General features: G+C 71.9%; 16 protein-coding genes. 7 read left to right on the top strand and 9 right to left on the bottom strand.

Going from position 1 to position 17360, the window contains the following annotated elements; all coding sequences use genetic code 11:
- Nucleotides 1–66 precede the first annotated feature (66 nt).
- Entirely contained in the window at nt 67–3186 is a 3120-nt protein-coding gene (locus ABD987_RS15445) for an amidohydrolase family protein (RefSeq protein WP_345392717.1), read from the top strand.
- A 4-nt stretch (nt 3187–3190) separates the two neighbouring features.
- Here ABD987_RS15445 and ABD987_RS15440 read toward each other — a convergent pair whose 3' ends face one another.
- The 3 genes from ABD987_RS15440 to ABD987_RS15430 all read right to left on the bottom strand — a co-directional run bounded on the left by ABD987_RS15440 (nt 3191) and on the right by ABD987_RS15430 (nt 6917).
- Nucleotides 3191–3775: a DUF4865 family protein gene (locus tag ABD987_RS15440; protein WP_345392714.1), complete on the bottom strand. Its 585-nt coding sequence runs from the start codon at nt 3773–3775 to the stop codon at nt 3191–3193.
- Between the two features lie 449 nt (nt 3776–4224).
- Nucleotides 4225–5175 carry an alpha/beta fold hydrolase gene (locus tag ABD987_RS15435; RefSeq protein ID WP_345392711.1) on the bottom strand — a complete coding sequence of 317 codons (951 nt, stop codon included), beginning with the start codon at nt 5173–5175 and terminating at the stop codon, nt 4225–4227.
- A 251-nt stretch (nt 5176–5426) separates the two neighbouring features.
- A complete protein-coding gene (locus tag ABD987_RS15430) occupies nt 5427–6917 on the bottom strand; it encodes a carboxylesterase/lipase family protein (protein WP_345392708.1) in 1491 nt (496 codons plus the stop codon).
- A gap of 96 nt (nt 6918–7013) precedes the next feature.
- On the opposite strand from ABD987_RS15430, the gene ABD987_RS15425 reads away from it, so the two are divergent.
- Entirely contained in the window at nt 7014–7613 is a 600-nt protein-coding gene (locus tag ABD987_RS15425) for a TetR/AcrR family transcriptional regulator (protein WP_345392705.1), read from the top strand.
- A 128-nt stretch (nt 7614–7741) separates the two neighbouring features.
- Nucleotides 7742–8137 (top strand): hypothetical protein, encoded by a 396-nt coding sequence (locus tag ABD987_RS15420; protein ID WP_345392702.1) that lies wholly within the window; start codon nt 7742–7744, stop codon nt 8135–8137.
- Here the strand turns inward: ABD987_RS15420 and ABD987_RS15415 are convergent.
- Entirely contained in the window at nt 8104–9090 is a 987-nt protein-coding gene (locus tag ABD987_RS15415) for an AraC family transcriptional regulator (RefSeq protein WP_345392699.1), read from the bottom strand. The genes ABD987_RS15420 and ABD987_RS15415 overlap by 34 nt on opposite strands.
- Before the next feature lie 80 nt (nt 9091–9170).
- Here ABD987_RS15415 and ABD987_RS15410 point away from each other — a divergent pair, with 80 nt between their 5' ends.
- Together ABD987_RS15410 and ABD987_RS15405 are read left to right on the top strand one after the other, a co-directional pair.
- Nucleotides 9171–10016 carry an NAD(P)H-binding protein gene (locus ABD987_RS15410; protein WP_345392696.1) on the top strand — a complete coding sequence of 282 codons (846 nt, stop codon included), beginning with the start codon at nt 9171–9173 and terminating at the stop codon, nt 10014–10016.
- Between the two features lie 138 nt (nt 10017–10154).
- Entirely contained in the window at nt 10155–10562 is a 408-nt protein-coding gene (locus ABD987_RS15405) for a hypothetical protein (RefSeq protein ID WP_345392693.1), read from the top strand.
- Nucleotides 10563–10564: 2 nt separating this feature from the next.
- On the opposite strand, the gene ABD987_RS15400 is transcribed toward ABD987_RS15405, so the two are convergent.
- Together ABD987_RS15400 and ABD987_RS15395 are read right to left on the bottom strand one after the other, a co-directional pair.
- The gene (locus ABD987_RS15400) at nt 10565–12202 is read right to left on the bottom strand and encodes an acyl-CoA dehydrogenase family protein (protein WP_345392690.1); all 1638 of its coding nucleotides are present in this window, start codon (nt 12200–12202) and stop codon (nt 10565–10567) included.
- A complete protein-coding gene (locus ABD987_RS15395) occupies nt 12186–12788 on the bottom strand; it encodes a TetR/AcrR family transcriptional regulator (RefSeq protein ID WP_345392687.1) in 603 nt (200 codons plus the stop codon). The genes ABD987_RS15400 and ABD987_RS15395 overlap by 17 nt, the downstream gene beginning before the upstream one ends.
- A gap of 204 nt (nt 12789–12992) precedes the next feature.
- On the opposite strand from ABD987_RS15395, the gene ABD987_RS15390 reads away from it, so the two are divergent.
- Together ABD987_RS15390 and ABD987_RS15385 are read left to right on the top strand one after the other, a co-directional pair.
- A complete protein-coding gene (locus ABD987_RS15390; RefSeq protein WP_345392684.1) occupies nt 12993–13811 on the top strand; it encodes a putative protein N(5)-glutamine methyltransferase in 819 nt (272 codons plus the stop codon).
- A gap of 11 nt (nt 13812–13822) precedes the next feature.
- Entirely contained in the window at nt 13823–14482 is a 660-nt protein-coding gene (locus ABD987_RS15385) for a class I SAM-dependent DNA methyltransferase (protein WP_345392681.1), read from the top strand.
- A 4-nt stretch (nt 14483–14486) separates the two neighbouring features.
- Here ABD987_RS15385 and ABD987_RS15380 read toward each other — a convergent pair whose 3' ends face one another.
- The 3 genes from ABD987_RS15380 to ABD987_RS15370 form a co-directional block, all read right to left on the bottom strand.
- Nucleotides 14487–15176 (bottom strand): SDR family NAD(P)-dependent oxidoreductase, encoded by a 690-nt coding sequence (locus ABD987_RS15380; RefSeq protein ID WP_345392678.1) that lies wholly within the window; start codon nt 15174–15176, stop codon nt 14487–14489.
- Complete coding sequence (locus ABD987_RS15375) at nt 15173–16270, bottom strand: alkene reductase (protein WP_345392675.1); 1098 nt, start codon at nt 16268–16270, stop codon at nt 15173–15175. Before ABD987_RS15375 ends, ABD987_RS15380 begins: the two co-directional genes overlap by 4 nt.
- 119 nt (nt 16271–16389) lie before the next feature.
- Complete coding sequence (locus ABD987_RS15370; protein ID WP_345392672.1) at nt 16390–17352, bottom strand: Lrp/AsnC family transcriptional regulator; 963 nt, start codon at nt 17350–17352, stop codon at nt 16390–16392.
- Nucleotides 17353–17360: the final 8 nt, after the last annotated feature.

Here is a 17360-nt window from a genome sequence, read left to right as displayed (position 1 = left end):
CGCCTCGTCGCTCAGCGTGTAGAGAAGAAAGGCAAGTGACGGAGCGGCGAGGACTGGGGGTCCGGAATGGCTGCGCTGAATCGGCGAGGTTTCCTGGCGGGTGTGGCCGGTGCGGCCGCGGTGTCCGGGATCGAGGTGGCGGCCACCGCACCGGATGCGCTGGCCGCGCCGGACGAGCGCCGTCCACCGGACGGTATTCCGGTGACGTTGTCCGAGGGCACGGGCATGGCCGCGCGGATCTCTCCCGACGGCCGCGCGATCGCCTTCGACGCGGCCGGGGTGCTGTGGGTGATCCCCGCCGAGGGCGGCCGCGCGCGCCGGCTGACCGGGGATCTGGCCGATATCGCGCTGCCGGACTGGGCGCCGGACGGTGCGACGCTGGTGTTCCAGTCCTATCGGGACGGTGTGTTCAACCTGTGGACGATCCGGGCCGACGGCTCCGGGCTCCGGCAGCTCACCCACGGCCCCTACGACCACCGGGAGCCGCGGTTCTCCCCGGACGGGACGAAGATCGCCTACTCCTCCGACGCCGAGGGCGGCAGCTACGGCATCCACCTGTTCGACGTGGCCACCGGCACGTCCTCGGCGGTGACCCGTAGCGACGACCAGGAGTCCGAACCGGCCTGGTCCCCGGACGGATCGAAGCTCGCGGTCGTCGTCGGGTACCGCCGCATCGACGTGGTCACGCTCGCGGACGGGGCGCGTACCACCGTGGTGACCGTCCCCGCCGAGCACACCGTGCGCGCGCCCTCGTGGACGCCGGACGGCGCGGACCTGGTCTTCCAGCGACAGGTCCCGAACGGCGACTCGCATCTGGCGCGTGCCGGGAAGCCGCTGTTCACCGGCGAGGAGGTCTTCCCGTTCCCGGTGTCCTGGGCCGGGCCCCGCGAGTACGTCTACACCGCCGACGGCGTGATCCGGCGCCGTTCGCTTGATCACCCCGGCGCGCGAGAAATCGCTTTCACCGCGGCCGTGACGGTAACCCGGCCCCGGTACCGCAAACGGCGCCGGGACTTCGACTCCACCCGGCCGCGGCCGGTGGCCGGGATCGGCAGCCCTGTCCTGTCACCGGACAGTTCCCAGGTCGCCTTCCGCGCGCTCAACGACATCTACACCATGCGCATCGGCTCGGCGCCGAAGCCGCTGACCGGGGATCACTGGTGGAAGTGCGATCCCGCGTGGTCCCCGGACGGGAGGTACCTGTCCTATTCCACCGACCGCGGCGGGAAGCTCGACCTCTGGCTGCGTGAGCTCGCGACCGGGCGGGACCGGCAGCTGACGAACCTGCCGGGCGCGGCCGCGGTCTCGGGCTCGTGGTCCCCGGACGGCGCGCGGCTGGCGTTCCTGGACCAGACCGGCGCGCTGTACACCGTCGAGGTCGCCACCGGGGCGGTGCGGAAGGTCTATGCCGCGACGTTCGAGCCGGGCAGGCCGAGCTGGTCGGCCGACGGCCGGGTGATCGCGATGGCGGCGGTCAAGCCGTACTCGGCGCGGTTCCGGGAAGGGCTCAGCAAGATCCTGCTCGTGGACGTCGCGACCGGGGCGGGCCGCTACGCCGACCCGATCCCGGACCGGTCGATCCAGACCCGGGGCGACGACGGCCCGGTGTTCTCCCCGGACGGCCGCCGGATGGCGTTCGCGATGGCCAGTGTGCTGTGGGTGCTCGACGTCCATCCGGACGGGACCCCGGCGGGCGCGCCACGCCGGGTCACCGACGAGCTGACCGACGCGCCGAGCTGGAGCGGCGATTCCCGGGAGCTGCTCTACCTTTCCGGTGGGCGGCTGCGGATGGTGTCCGCCGACGGCGGTGCCCCGCGCACCGTGGCGGTTCCGTTGAGCTGGACGAACGTGCGCACCCGCGGCCGGACGGTGATCCGCGCGGGAGCGTTGTGGGACGGCGAAAGCCACCGGCTGCGCCGTGAGGTCGACATCCTGGTGGAGGGGCACCGGATCGCCGCGGTCGAGTCACGGCGTGACACGTGGGACGCGAAGGTGGTCGACGCGCGTGACTCCGTCGTCCTGCCGGGCCTGATCGACATGCACCATCACCGCGAGATGCAGGGCTATGCCTACGGCGACCGGCAGGGCAGGTTGTGGCTCTCGCTGGGTTTCACCACCACCCGCTCGCCGGGCAGCCCCGCCTATCACATGGTCGAGGCCCGCGAGTCCGTCCAGTCCGGCGCCCGGGTGGCGCCCCGGTACTTCGCCACCGGTGAGGCGATCGACGGCTCGCGGATCTTCTACAACTTCATGCGCCCGACCTTCGACGGGCGGCAGCTGGAACGCGAACTCGAACGGGCCGAGGCGCTGGACTACGACCTGATGAAGGCCTACGTCCGGCTGCCACCGGAGTGGCAGCGGCGGGTGATCGACTGGGCACACGAGCGGGGCATCCCGGCGACCTCGCACTACAGCTACCCCGCGCTCGGTTTCGGCGGCGACGGGATGGAGCACATGGGCGCGACGAGCAGGCTCGGCTACTCGCGCACGAGGACGGAGCTGGGCAAGGGATATCGGGACGACGCCGAGCTGTTCACCGCCTCGGGCGCGGCCAGGACGCCGACCCTGTTCCAGAACGTCGTGATGTACGCCGAGGACACGAGTCTGGTCGAGGATCACCGGGTGCGGACGCTGTATCCGGAGTGGGAGTACGCGAAGCTGCGCGAGACGGCCGCCAAGGCGCGGACCGCCGACACCACGAAGGCGCGGCGCGTGCTGGCGCACGAGGTGCAGCGGGTCGCGGCCCTGATCCGTGGCGGCGGGCTGGTGGTCACCGGGACGGACTCGCCGATCGACTTCACCGCGGTGAGCACGCACATGAACCTGCGGGCGATGGTCGCCCATGGCCTGACACCGTACGAGGCGCTGGTGACCGCGACGAGCGCGCCGGGCCGGTTCCTCGGCGAGCCGCTCGGGCGGATCGCGCCCGGCATGTACGCCGACCTGATCGTCGTCGGCGGTGATCCGCTGCGCGACATCTCCCGCGCCGCGGACGTGCGCACGGTGGTGAGCAACGGGCTGGTGTACACAGTGGACGAACTGCTCGCGCCGTTCGTCACCGCGCGGGCCGCGCTCGCGCCGGCGCGGGTCGCGCCGGCGCCGGAGCATCCGGCGAACCGCGAGTTCTGGTGGCACGACCCGCACTACGTGGCCGCGAGCCGCCATACGTGCTGCGCGGACGGGTGAGTCGTCACCAGTGGCGGCCGCGGGGGAGCGCGGGCAGGTGCGGTGCCGAGAGATGCAGGATCCGGTACCGCGTCTCGTCCTCGTCCGGCGCGGTGTCCCGCCAGAGGGTGTAGCGCACCAGCTCCCAGGTGCGCGGGTCGATCGCGAGCGCGGCCGAATGGACGTCGTGGCGGCGGGTGTGCTCGTCGAGTTCGGCGAGTGCGCGGGCGATGGCGTCCGCCGGGGCGGTCTCGGCGGGCACCGGCTCGGCGCGTTTGCCCGCCGCCACGGGGACCTCGTCGAACGCGGGGCCTTCGGCGAACGCCAGCCCGGTCCAGTGCTGTACCACCGGGCGTCCGAACGAGTCGATGATCCCGCCGAACCCACCGTCCCAGAGGAAGGCGTTCATCCCGGCCGTGTCCTGCCAGAGGTAGAACGGCGCGTACTGGTTCAGGGTGGAGCCGTCGACACCTCGCTCGCGGATGCCGTAGGCCTTGAGGCCGAGCCCGGGGAACGCGTCGAGCAGGTGTCCCCGGGTGGCGACGCGCTCGCGGATGATCGCCATGTCGTAGTCGGCGGGCAGGGTGATCTCGTACTGCATGGCGTGCATCGGGTCTCCGTTCCTCGCGTGTCCGTACATACTAATAGGTACAGAGACGTGGTCGGCCTCGCCGGGGTGGCAGGCTGGTGAGGTCGCGTATTCAAGTGTCGCGAGTTCGTCGCGGAGGTGACGGTGTGTGGTCGTGCCGAGTGATCTGGGGTGCATCGGTTGTCCTGCGCGTCGGCCGGGGAACAGCCAGCGGGAGTTCGGGTTGGTGGCGGTGTTCATGTTGTCCCGCTGGACCGCCCCCTGAACGCCGGGCGGCCGGCTCGCCCTATTGGTGGGCGGTGCGCGCCGTCAAAGTAGTTCGGCCACCCGCCGAACCCCTCCGCCGCCCGTCCCTTGTTCCTGTTCCGCTGCCCCTGGCCTCACACCCCATCCAATGGGCTTGAGAGGTGTGCGAGCGATCCCACGACACGTTCGGCGGGCCCAATTGGATCACCCCGTGGCCCGGATGGTCAGTGCCGGTTGGCCCGGAAGAAGTTCAGCAGCACGGGGTTGACCACGTCCGACCGTTCCCAGTGCACGTTGTGCCCGCACTCGTTGGCCACCATCGTGCTCACCCTGCGGAAGTGCCCGGCCAGCAGACGCTGCACCGGCGGTGACGTGTGCGGGTCGGCGTCCCCCCATAGCAGCAGGGTGGGGACGGTGAGCCGTTCGATCACGGCCCAGCTCAGCGAGGTCGCCCTGGGCTGGACGATCCCGTTGGGCCCGGCCCGGTGATGGATGTCCAGCCACCTGGCGACACCGTCCGGGTCGATCGCGCGGTAGGACGGGCCCAACTCCCGGAAGTGGATGGGCAGCGCGTCGACCTCGGGCGACCGCAACCGCTCCACCATGTCCTGGTAGTCCCGCTCCCGGACCTGAAGCACGCACGCGCCGATCACCAGGCTGTGCAACCGGTCCGGGTGGTTGAGCGCGTAGTCCATCGCGTACCAGCCGCCACCGGCAACGCCGACGACGTGAAACTTCCCGACCCCCAGGAACTCCACGAGGTCGTGCAGATCCTCGATGCCGCTCCTTGGGTCGTTCGGGTCCTGCACCGGCGAGTTGGCGTACCCCCGACGCGAGTAGCCGATGACCCGGTACCCCGCACGGGCGAGGTACGGCTGCTGGTACGGCCAGCTTTCGCCACTGCCGCTCAGAGCGTGCAGCAGAACCACCGGCTCACCGGGCCCGCCGGTGTCCCAGTACCACAGCCGCGCCCCGGGCACCTGGAGCCAGCCCTGGGTAGCCGGAACCTGCTCGGGCACCGGGCTGCCGACGCCCGGGACCGGAACGCCCGGTGGGTGCGCGTCGGCGGTCCCATTGACCAGGGCCGTGCCGCCGAGGGCGAGCCCGGTTCCCTGCAACAGGGTCCGGCGGGATATCGGAAGCGACCGGTCCGGGTTGGCCTCGGCGTTGCCCATGTGACCTCATCTCGGGTGACCGGTTCCCGCCGACGTGCCGGACGTGCCGAGGAGCCGAACCACTGGCGCATCGGTGAATCACGTGCCGAGTCGGGTGGATGTGGCGGCCGTCCGGAGCGTAGCGACGGTCCGCACCCGACTCCAAGTCTCCCACTGGCGGGCCCGGAACCACCACCATCGCAGCAAATCGGGGTCGCCGACTGGTCACCGAATACGCCAGAAACGGGCAGGGGCTGAGCCGACCCGGACGATTACGCGAGATCGAACGGGGCGGGGAAGCGGCCTTCCCAGATCCGGCGGGATGCCTGTTCGGGGTAGGGCAGAGTCTTCGACTCGGTGTCCAGGACGCGGGTGAGGTGCCCGCCGGGCCGGTGGGCGGACCAGCCCGCGTCGCCGGTGGTGACGAAGCGGACCCATGTCTCCTGGAGTTCGCGGGAGAGCGCGAGGGCCTCGGGAGTGGGCTCCTCGCCGATGAGCTGGGTGCCGCTGGGGCTGTCCAGCGTGCCGAACGCCAGCGGCATGTCGAGGCTGTGGCAGGCGCCCAGGACGCCGCCGAGGGCCGGGGCGACCCAGCACAGTTCGAACAGGTACGAGGTGCCGCCGGCTGCGGCGTTCGCCTCGGCCAGCTGCTGTGACGGCATGCGGAAGAGGGCATCGGAGTACACCGTCTCCACCAGCTCTTCCGGGCCTGCCTGCGGGAACGCGGCACGGTAGGCCCGCGCGCCGTCCGGCTGCGGGGCGAGCAGTTCCAGGGCTGCGTGGGCGTCCTCCTCGGTGAAGGTGCCGTACCGTCCGCTCATGACGCTGAAGTACCGGAATTCGTCCCGGGCGTGGCCGACGAGCAGTTCGGTGCCGCTCGCGCGCGCGCCGGTCAGCGCGGACCAGGGCGTTTCCGGGAGGACCTCGCCGTCGACGACGGGGCACAGCGCGGTGCCGGTCTGCGTGAGGCGTCCCCAGCTCTCCCGGTGCGCGTGGAGGCGGGCGTTGAACGAGGTGAGCTCGGCGGCCAGGTGCCATGGTTCGATGTCGCGCAGGGCCTCGGCGGTGGGGGCCGCCGAGCCGAGCCGATCCGCGAACGCGGCGGTGACCTGCCGTGCCAGCGCGGGGGTGCTGTACAGCCCCGGCACCGAATGGGCGATGGCCCGCCGGAACAGGCCGCGCGCGGACTTCATCGTCAGCAGGGCGGCGACCGAGCCCGCCCCGGCGGACACCCCGCCCACGGTGACCCGGCCGGGGTCGCCTCCGAAGGCGGCGATGTTGCGCTGCACCCACTCCAGCGCCGCGATCTGGTCGAGGAATCCGCGGTTGGGCGGCACGTCGTCGAGGAACGCGAATCCCTCCGCGCCCACGCGGCAGTTGATGGTCACCACGACGACTCCCGCCTCGGCCAGCGCCGCCGGGTCGAACATCGGGTCGCTCGACGCCGCCGAGAGGTAGCCGCCCACGGGGATCCACACCAGCACCGGCAGCCCCGCCGCGCCGGGATCCGGAGTGCTGACGTTGAGCGTCAGCCAGTCGGTGCCCTGTGGGGGCACGTCGATCGGCAGGGACAGCGGTACCACGGGGCCGAACTCGACCGCCTGCCTCGTCCCCTCCCAGCGGTGCGGCGGCGCGGGCGCGGCGAAGCGGAGCGCTCCGACCGGGGGCTGGGCGTAGGGGATGCCGCGGAACACCGCGTGCCCCTGCCGCCGGCGCCCCTGCACCACGCCTTCCGTGGTCCGTACCTTGGGCTGTTCGGACATGACGGTTCCCTCCCTCGAGTGGACCCAGAATTATGGGTCAGGTGTATTATGTCAACCGTATTGGAACAGTCCCTGGGCACGAGGGAGGGGCCGGCGATGCCGAAACAGGTGGATCACCGCGGACGCCGCGAAGCGATCGCCCGCGCACTGTGGCGGGTGGTGGAGCAGCGCGGCGTCACACAGCTGACGATGCGCGTGGTGGCGCAGGAAGCGGGCATGTCACTCGGGCAGTTGCAGCACTACTTCGCCTCCCGGACCGCCATGCTCTCCTTCGCCATGGATTTCGCGTCCGAGCAGACCTCGGCGCGCGTGCACCAGGGGCTCGAAAAGCTCGGTGACCGTCCGCACCCCCGTGACGTACTGCGATTGACGCTGGCGGAAATGCTCCCCCTGCATGCCGACGCCCGCGCGACCAGCCGGATGAGCACCGCCTACGTCCTGGAGGCGCTGCACGACGAGGCCGTGCACGAACAGGCACGCCGCGGCCTCGTCCAAGGGCGGGCCCTCGTCGAGCGGCTGGTCCGCCAGGCGATCGCCGACGGGCACATCGACTCCGGCCGCGACCCGGCGACCGAGACCAACCTGCTCGTCGCCCTCACCGGCTTCACCTCCCTGATCGAACTCGACGTGATCGAGCCCCAGGACGCGCTCGCCGCGATCGACGTGCACCTGGACCGGTTGTTCAGGAGTACCTGAGCTGCCCTCGTCCGGCGGGCAAGCCGTGTCGTTTTTGTCCGGGGACATCCCGGGACATCCCGGCCTGTGGCGCGAGCACCCACCCCGTGCTGCGATCGAGCGGACACCCACTCGGAAGGAGTCACCTCATGCGTTCAGGCACTCGTACCGGCGCGATCGCGGCCGGAGCCGTCACCCTGGCATTGCTCGGCAGCGGAGTCGCGACGGCCGGCACCACCACCCCACTCGGGGGCTGCAACTGGCTCGGTTGCGGCGTTGTCAACAACGCGGTGAACCAGCCGGTGGAGATCTGCCTGAACTGGGGCAGCTCCACCTGCAAGACCGGGCAGGCCAGCTACCTCGCTCCCGGTCGGACCGCCGGTGGCAACGGCGTCGACATCGACGGCTACTACGTTCCGCCCGGCCATCGCTTCGTGATCTGGAACGGCCACCCGCCCAACCAGATCTCCGACGTGGTCAACGCCGGCTGGCACCAGATCCACAACGGGACCTACATCAGCGTCCGCCGGGTCCTCCCTGCCTGAACAGGACTCCCGGGCTCGGCTCGGCGCGGGTGGTCGCGCTGTTCGGCGCGGTACTCGCTGGGGGAGAGGCCCCGCAGCCGCTTGAACGCCACGCTCAGCGCGAAGGCGTTGACATAGCCCACTTTCCGCGCGATCGCGCCGACCGTCAGCCCGGTCTCCCGCAGCAGGTCCGCGGCCAGTTCGATCCGCCAGCCGGTGAGGTAGGCGATCGGCGGTTCGCCGACCACCGCGGTGAACCGCCGCGCGAACGCCGCCCTGGACATCCCGGCCCCGGCCGCCAGGTCCGTCACCGTCCACGCGCGGGCCGGTGTCTCGTGCAGCAGCCGCAGGGCCACGCCCACCTCCGGGTCCTCCAGCGCGCGGCACCAGGCCGGGGCGTGGGACCGCGGGTCGGCGAACCAGCCGCGCAGCGCGGAAACCAGCATCAGGTCGAGCAGCCGGTCCAGTACCAGCTGCCCGCCTGCGCGGTCCCGGACGACCTCCTCGGCGACCGCTTCCACCGGCGGCACCGGGCCGTCCGTCGCCGGGGTGACCAGCACCAGGGGCAGGGCCCGCAGCAGTCGTTCGCTCAACCGGCCCTGGCGCTCGAAGGCGCCGCTGAGCAGGACGTCGGCCTCGCCGTCGTCCGGTGTGCCGCAGGTACGGGACGCGGGTTCGAGGCCGGCGCCTCCCGGGCAGTAGTCGACGCTGGTCACCACCAGCGCGGGCGTGGCCGCCGGATCGTCGGCCACGGTGTAGGGCACGTCGCCACGCACGACGGCGATCTCACCGGTCTCGATACGCACCGGTTCGTGCCGGTCGGGGACGATCCACGCGTGGCCGCGGAGCATCGTGGCCAGTGTCAGCGGAGCCTCGCCCGCCATTCGCAGAGCCCAGGGCGAGGACATGATCGCCCGCCGGAACACCGCACCGTGCCCCCGTACTCCGGCCAGCAGTTCGGATACGACGTCCATCCTCGTAATGTAGACGCTCAGACATCGAAGAGAGATCCCTGGCCATGGAGCGTCTCGATGATCACCGGTTGACTGAGGTCATGTCCGAACATCCGATTCTGGTAACCGGGGCGACCGGCAAGTCCGGCCGCCGTGTCGTCGCTCGACTGCGCGACCGGGGAGCACAGGTCCGCGCCGCGTCGCGCGGGGGCGAGCACCACTTCGACTGGACCGACCGCGGCACCTGGGACGCCGCGCTGACCGGGGTGCGGGCGGTCTACGTCGTGCAGCTCGACGGCACGCGCCTCGTCCGCCCGTTCGTCGAACTGGCGGCCCGGCGCGGAGTACGGCGGATCGTGCTGGCCTCGGGCCGGGGGATCGACGATCCGCACTACGCGCCCGACCGCACCGGTGCCCGGCCGGGGATCCTCGACAGTGAGGCCGCCGTACGGGAAAGCGGTCTGGAATGGACGATCACCCGGCCGGGCTGGTTCGCGCAGAACTTCAGCGAAGGGTTCTTCGCCGACGCCGTCCACGCCGGTGAGCTGCGCCTGCCCGCGGGTGAGGGTGCCGCCAGCTTCGTCGACGCCGAGGACATCGCCGAGGTGGTGGCCGCCGCGCTGACCGGGGAGGGCCATGCGGGCCGCGTCTACGAGCTGTCCGGGCCGCGGGCGGTGACGCTGACCGAGGCGGTGGCCACGATCTCCGCGGCCACCGGACGCGAAATCCGGTACGTGCCCCTGTCGGTGGCCGAGTACATCGAGGAACTCGTGGCGCAGGGGCTGCCACGCGAGGACGCGGAGGTGTTCGCGGACGTCGTCGAGCCACTCCGGGAAGGCCGGGACGCGCACCTTTCCGACGGTGTGCGGCAGGCACTCGGACGGCCGCCACGCGCGTTCGGCCGGTTCGCCGAGGCCGCGGCCGCCGCCGGGGCGTGGCAGGGCTGACCACCGGAAACCCGACGGGTGGCCGGACGCCGGTCAGCGTCCGGCCACCCGTCCCGTCGGGGTGGGAGGGGTCCTGGCTCGGCGGCGGACACTCGGGCAGGCGGTCGTGTCGCGCACACGAACACGAGGAGGTTCTTCGTGCCCAGCGTCGAGCAGATCCGCGCGCATCGCCCGGGGGACGTCATCGCGGCCCGTGCCCTGGTCATCCTCGCCGTGCTGCTGTGGGTGCCGGTCTCGGGACATCTCTACGGCGACAACGCCGGTTTCCTCGGGCTGGTGATGGTCTTCTGTGTGTTCGGGTCCTTCGGTGCCGCCAAAGGGCGACAGGCCGGGAGGATCATGACGACGATCGCGCTGCTGGTGCTCTGTCTGTCGCAGCTGCCCTACTGCTGGCAGGGATTCCGGGACCCGCATCCGACCGCCGCCGAACTCGCCCTGCTGGACATCGCGGCGAACCTGGTTGCGGTGATCGCGGTGACGCTGCTGTACAGCCCCGCCAGCAACAGGTACGTCCAGCTGATCACCGTCGCGCTGCGCGGGGAATAGGCTCACCCGCGCTCGGCGGGCACGGCCTCGGCCCGCGCGATGATCGCCGAGGTGTCCGCGCCCGCGGGCAGGGTCCCGAACGCGACGCCCCAGTCCCCGCCGAACCGCGAGGCGCAGAACGCGTCCGCCACCGCCGGGTCTCCGTGCCGCACCAGCAGCGAACCCTGCAACGCCAGCGCCATCGACTCCACCAGCCGCCGCGCCCGATACTCCACATCGGACAGATCGGCCAGCTCCTTCTTCAGCCGGGCCACCGCGTCGTCCAGCCGCGCGTCCCCGCCGGCGGCCAGTTCGACCTCGGTGAAGTAGGCGGCCACCGACTCCGGCTGCCTGGCCATCGCCCGCAGCGCGTCCAGGGCCGCGACGTTCCCGGAGCCCTCCCAGATGGACATCAGCGGTGCCTCCCGGTACAGCCGCGGCATCCCGGACTCCTCGACGTATCCGTTGCCGCCGAGGCACTCCAGCGCCTCCGCCGCGTGCGAGGGCGCCCGTTTGCACACCCAGTACTTGGTCACCGCGAGCCCGAGCCGCCGGAAAGCCTGCTCCTGCGCGTCGTCAGGCCGGTCGGTCGCCGCGGCCAGCCGCATCGCGACCGTGGTGGCCGCGTCCGACTCGACCAGCAGGTCCGCCAGCACGTTGGTCATCAACGGCTGTTCGGCCAGGGTCTTCCCGAACGCGCGCCGGTGCCGCGCGTGGTGCACCGCGCGTACCGTGCCCAGCCGCATCCCCGACGCGCTGCCGAGCACACAGTCCAGCCGCGTGTTGTTCACCATCTCGATGATGGTGCGCACCCCGCGGCCCTCCTCGCCGATCAGCCACCCGACGGCGTTGTCGTACTCGATCTCCGAGGAGGCGTTCGAGCGGTTGCCCAGCTTGTCCTTCAAGCGCTGCAACAGGATCCGGTTGCGCGAGCCGTCCGGCAGAACACGGGGGAGCAGGAAGCACGACAGCCCGCCAGGGGCCTGCGCCAGGGTCAGGAACAGGTCCGACATCGGCGCCGAGGTGAACCACTTGTGCCCGACCAGCGTGTAGCTGCCGTCACCGGCGGGCGTCGCGGTGGTGGTGTTGGCGCGCACGTCCGAGCCGCCCTGCTTCTCGGTCATCGACATGCCCGCGATCAGGCCGCGCTTGGTGCCCGGCTCCCGGAGCCCGAAGTCGTACTCCTTCGCCGCGAGCAGCGGTTCGTACGTGGCCGCCAGCTCCGGATTGTACCGCAGCGCCGGAACCGCCGCGTAGGTCATGGAGATCGGGCAGCCGTGCCCGGCCTCGGCCTGGCTCCACACGTAGAACTTCGCCGCCCGCGCCGCGTGCGCGCCGGGGCGGGGATCACGCCATGGCGCGGCGTGCAGCCCGTGCGACACCGCGACGTCCATCAGCTCGTGCCAGTGCGGGTGGAACTCCACCTCGTCGATCCGGTGTCCGTAGCGGTCGTGCGTGCGCAGGACCGGCTCGTTCTCGTTGACCAGCCGTCCCCATTCCTGCACCCGCTCGGAGCCGGCGAGCGTGCCCACCTCGTGCAGTTCCCCGGTCGCCCAGTCCGCGCCGGCGCGCGCGAGCCCGTCCAGCAGCGCCGGATCGGCGGCCACGTCGTGGCCGGCCAGCGGCGGAACCTGGTTGGTGACCTCATGGGTAGCGGGCATCTCGACCTCCCAAACCGCGCAGCACGAAGGTGCGCAACTCGACGACTTCACCGGCACTGCCGCCGCTGAGCGGCCCGATCAGCACCTCCGCGGCCGCGCCGACCAGCGCGGCCGCGGTCAGCCGGGCGTCCTGCGGCGGCAGCGTCCCGCGACGCACCCCGTCCGCCACGTGCCCGGCCACGACGTCGCGGAACGCGCGGCGGAACTCCAGCCGCTCGGCGTCGATCTCCGGCCCGACCGGCTCGGCCAGCAGTGCGTAGGCCTGGCGCGGCGCCTTCAACGCGCGTGCCGCGAACGTCTCGAACACCGCCAGCACCCGCTCGACCGGGTCGCCCTCGGCCGAGGCCGCCCGCACCGCTTCGACCTCGCGGGTCACGACCTGGCGGAACACCCGCAGATCGAGTTCGGCCTTGGTGGGGAAGTGGCGGTAGACCGTGCCGGTCGCCACCCCGGCCCGCGCGGCGACCGCGGCCATCGAGCACCCGGCGTACCCGTGCGCGGCGAGCTGCTCGACCGCGGCGGCCACGATCTTCTCGTGCTGCGCGTCCAGTCTCTCCTGCACCTTCGGGGTGCGGCGGTACGGCACGGAAGAAGTGAACCACCGATTCATTACTTCAGTCAACGCCCGGACCAGCCACCGGACCGGCACCCGGTAGGCTCGCCCGAGACGTCAGTGGACCGGCCGAGGAGGTGAGCCCCATCAGCACACGTTCGCACCGGGCGCTCCTCCCGCACGGCCGTCCCGCCTAGCGGGGAGAGCCGCCCGACGGCATCCCCGAAAGGCACGCTCATGACCGTTTCCCCCGCCGGCCCCGAGGCCGTCATCGCCCGGCTCCGCGCCGTCGGCTGCGTCTTCGCCGAGGACGAAGCCCGCCTGCTCATCGACGCGGCGGGCACACCCGCCGAACTCGACACCATGGTCCGCCGCCGTGTCGAGGGCCTCCCGCTCGAACACATCCTCGGCTGGGCCGAGTTCGCCGGCCGCCGCGTCGCCGTCGACCCCCGGGTGTTCGTTCCCCGCCGCCGCACCGAGTTCCTGGCCCGCCAGGCGATCCGGCACGGCAGGCCGGGCGCGGTCGTCCTCGACCTGTGCTGCGGCTCCGGCGCCGTCGGCACCGCGGTGGCCACCGCCCTCGGCGACGTCGAGCTCTACGCCGCCGACCTCGACCCGGCCGCCGTGGAGTGCGCCCGCCGCAACCTCGTTCCCCTGGGCGGCCAGGTGTTCCACGGCGACCTCTACACGCCGCTGCCCGGCACCCTCCGCGGTCGCGTCGACGTCCTCACCGCCAACGCGCCCTACGTACCCACCGACGCGATCGACCTGATGCCCCCGGAAGCCCGCGTCCACGAACCCCACCTCGCACTCGACGGCGGCGCCGACGGCCTCGACATCCTGCGACGCGTCATCGAAGGCGCCGCGACCTGGCTGACCGGCACCGGCACCGTCCTCGTCGAAAGCAGCGAGCGGCAAGCACCCGAACTCGTGAAAGCCTTGACCCGCAACGGTTTCCGCCCGCAGGTCAGCACCTCCGACGACCTCGGCGCGACCGTCGTGCTCGGCACCAGGCACCCCGTCGAAGTCCCGGACAGCGCCGGGGAAGGCCGCTAAAGTCACCGGCCATGACCGAACCCGCCTACCTGAGCGCCACCCGCGCCGCCTACGACAAGGTCGCCGCCGACTACCACGACCTGCTCCGCACCGCCCTCGCCGACGCGCCCTACGAGCGCGCGATGCTCGGGGTGTTCGCCGAGCACGTCCGCGCGAGCGGCCTCGGACCGGTCGTCGACGTCGGCTGCGGCCCCGGGCGCGTCACGGGCTACCTCGACACGCTCGGAATCCCGGTCTCGGGCATCGACCTCTCCCCGGAGATGATCGCCGTCGCCCGCCGCGAACACCCCACCCTGCGCTTCGAAGTCGGCTCGATGACCGCGCTGGACCGCGAGAACGGCGCACTCGGCGGCGTCGTGGCCTGGTACTCGATCATCCACACCCCGCCCGAGCTGCTCCCGCCGGTCTTCGCCGAGTTCGCCCGCGTGCTGGCGCCGGGCGGGTACCTCATGCTCGCCTTCCAGGTCGGCGACGTACCCCGCCACATCACCAGCGCCTACGGCCACGACGGCCTCGACTACCACGCCTACCGCCTGCGGCCGGACCGGATCACCGCACTGGCCGCCGACGCCGGGCTCCAGTCGCTCTCCCACCTGGTCCGCGAGCCCGAGGGCGAGTACGAAAACAGCCCGCAGGCCTACCTCGTCCTCCGCAAGCCGACGGCCGCCTGACCGCTCACCAGCACCGGAACTCGGCGTCCCCGCCGGTGATCAGGCCGACGATCGCGTCCGCCACCCGCTCGACCGGGCCGGCCGGGATGTCCGGCGTGTTCGGATTGCCCCGCGCCAGCGCCCACATCGGCGTATCCGTCGCGCCCGGGTACACAGTGGACACCGAAACCCCGCCGACTCCCCGAAGCTCCTCCCGCGCGGCGTCGGTGAACGCGGTCAGCGCCGCCTTGCTCGCCACGTAGGCACCGTGCTCCGGATGCGGGCGCTCCAGCGCCAGCTCACCGGTACTGACCGTCACGATCGCGCCCGTGCCCTGGGGGACCATCACCTCCAGGGCACGGCGCATCAGCTCCACCGGCGTGAACACGTTGACCGCGAACAACTCCGACACGTCCCGGCATTCCACCACCGGGCCCATGACCAGCATGCCCGCGTTGTTCACCAGCGCGTCCAGCCGCCCCGACACCGCCAGCGCGGCGTCGATCACCCGGCCCGCGGCCCCCGGATCACGCAGATCCTCCGCGACCACCGTCGCCGCGGGCAATGCACCGGCCAGCTCCCGCAGCAACTCCACCCGCCGCGCCACCAGCACCGGATGCGCACCCGCCGCCGACACCGCGCGCGCCGTCGCCGCGCCGATCCCGCTGCTCGAGCCCGTCACCACCACGACGGCACCGGCCAGCTCCGCGGTCATACCGTCACCTCCGCCAGCGCCGGGTAGTCGGTGTACCCGTGGTGATCGCCCCGGTAGAACGTCGCCTCGTCCGCCTGCGCCAGCGGGGCACCGACCCGGAACCGGTGCACGAGATCCGGGTTCGAGATGAACAACGAGCCGAACGACAGAACATCCGCCAGCCCGTCCGCCACCAGGTGCAGCTGCCCCGGCCCGGCAGGCCAGTCGTGCGGGTGCTCATGCGGGTTCAGCATGAACACCCCCGGCCACTCCTCGCGCATCCGCACCGTCAGGTCCCGATGCCCGGGGAACTCGAACACGTGCAGGTACGCCAGCTCACGGGGGAGACCCCGCACCAGCGTCAGGTAGAGCTCGTGCAGCCCGGGCTCGTCGAGACCGAACGCCGTGCACCCGGGGGAGATCCGCAACGCCAGCCGCTCCGCCCCGATCCGCTCCGCCACGGCGTCCACGAGCTCCAGCGGGAACCGGACCCGCCCGGCGACACCGCCGCCGTACCGGTCGGTCCGCAGGTTCGCGTTGCCGGACAGGAACTGCTGGATCAGATACCCGTACGCGCCATGGAGCTCGACGCCGTCGAACCCCGCCTCGATCGCGTTCTCCGCCGCGTCGGCGAAGTCGGCGATCGTCTCCACGATGTCCCGCTCGGACAGCACGTCCGGAACCGGGTACGGCTCGCGGACCGCGGGCTCACCACTGTGGACCCGCACCTCGCCCTCGGCGGCCACCGCCGAGGGCGCCAGCGGACGCAGCCCGTCGCCCAGCAGTTCGGGATGACTGTTGCGCCCGGCGTGCATCAGCTGGGCGTAGATCCGGCCGCCCGCCTCGTGCACCGCGGCCGTCACCGGGCGCCACGATTCGACCTGCGCCGCGTCGTGCAAACCGGGCGTGTCGGTGTAGCCCTGGCCCACCCGGCTCGGCTGCGCCGCCTCGGAGACGATCAGCCCGGCCGTCGCGCGCTGCCGGTAGTACTCGGCCATCAGGGGAGTGGCGGACAGACCCTCGCCATACGCGCGACGCCGCGTCAGCGGCGCCATCGCGATGCGGTTGGGCAGGGTCAGCGAACCGATCGTGACCGGATCGAACACGGAAGGCATCGGATGTCCTTCTTTCAACGGGTTTCTCGAACCCCGTCAGCCTCCGCCCACCCGGCACCCATCGACCAGAAACGCGGCCCGTAGCGGCGCTATCCGACGTGTGCCGCGCTCTCCCGGCGCTATCCCACGACCGGAGTAGCCAGCTTGACCAATTCCATACTCGGCGCCGTCTCCACCGACACCAGCCCCGGCAAGCCCGCCACCGACCCGGTCAGATACCGGTACAACGCCGCACTGTCCCGGCACTGCACACTCGCGTACAAATTGGACACACCCGTGGTCGCCGCCGCGAAACTCACCTCCGAATGCCGCGCCAGCGCCTCACCCGCCGCGGTCAGCTCACCCGGCGCCACCGTCAGCCACAACCCCGCCGTCGCCCGCAAACCCAGCAGGGCCGGACGCACATCGACGTCGAAATACAACACACCACCCGCCCGCAGCTCCGCCAACCGCCGCCGCACCGACGTCTGCGACCAGCCCGTCGCCTCCGCCAGCGACCGGAACCCGGCCCGCCCGTCCCGCGCGAGCACCGCCAGCAGCGCACCATCCACATCGGACAGCTCCACCGGCTCACCCGGCAGCTCACCCCGCGGCGGCGCGAGCTCCGCACACTGCGCCGCGGTGAGCGGACCATTCTTCGTCAACGGGCTCTCGGTACCACCGAAGAACGTGTGCAGCACACAATGCGCGCTCACCCCGACCACCCGAGGCGTGCGGGGGAGCCGCGACAACACCGCCGACTCGGCCGACATCGCGTCCGCCGGCACCTGCGCCATACACAGGATCTCCGCCCCGCCCGACGCGATCTGCACCCACGAGGTCTCCGGCTGCCTCGCCAGCGCCCGAGCCAGCCCGGCCACCGCGTCCGGGGTACACCGGACCCGCACCATCCACAGCTGGTTCCCGACCGCCTCCGGCCACACCGCGCCGAAAACCCGCACCCCCTCCTCGGCACGCAGGCGCGCGTACCGCCGCGCCACCGTCTGGTCCGAGACACCCAGCAACGCGCCGAGCCGCGAAAACGCGATCCGGCCGTCGATCTGCAACGCCTGCAACAGCCCTCGTTCGACCGCGTCCAGCATCCCCCGAT

Origin of the sequence: Amycolatopsis samaneae, assembly GCF_039541975.1 — a bacterium.
GTDB lineage: Bacteria > Actinomycetota > Actinomycetes > Mycobacteriales > Pseudonocardiaceae > Amycolatopsis > Amycolatopsis samaneae.
This window is presented reverse-complemented; position numbering and strand designations above follow the sequence as displayed.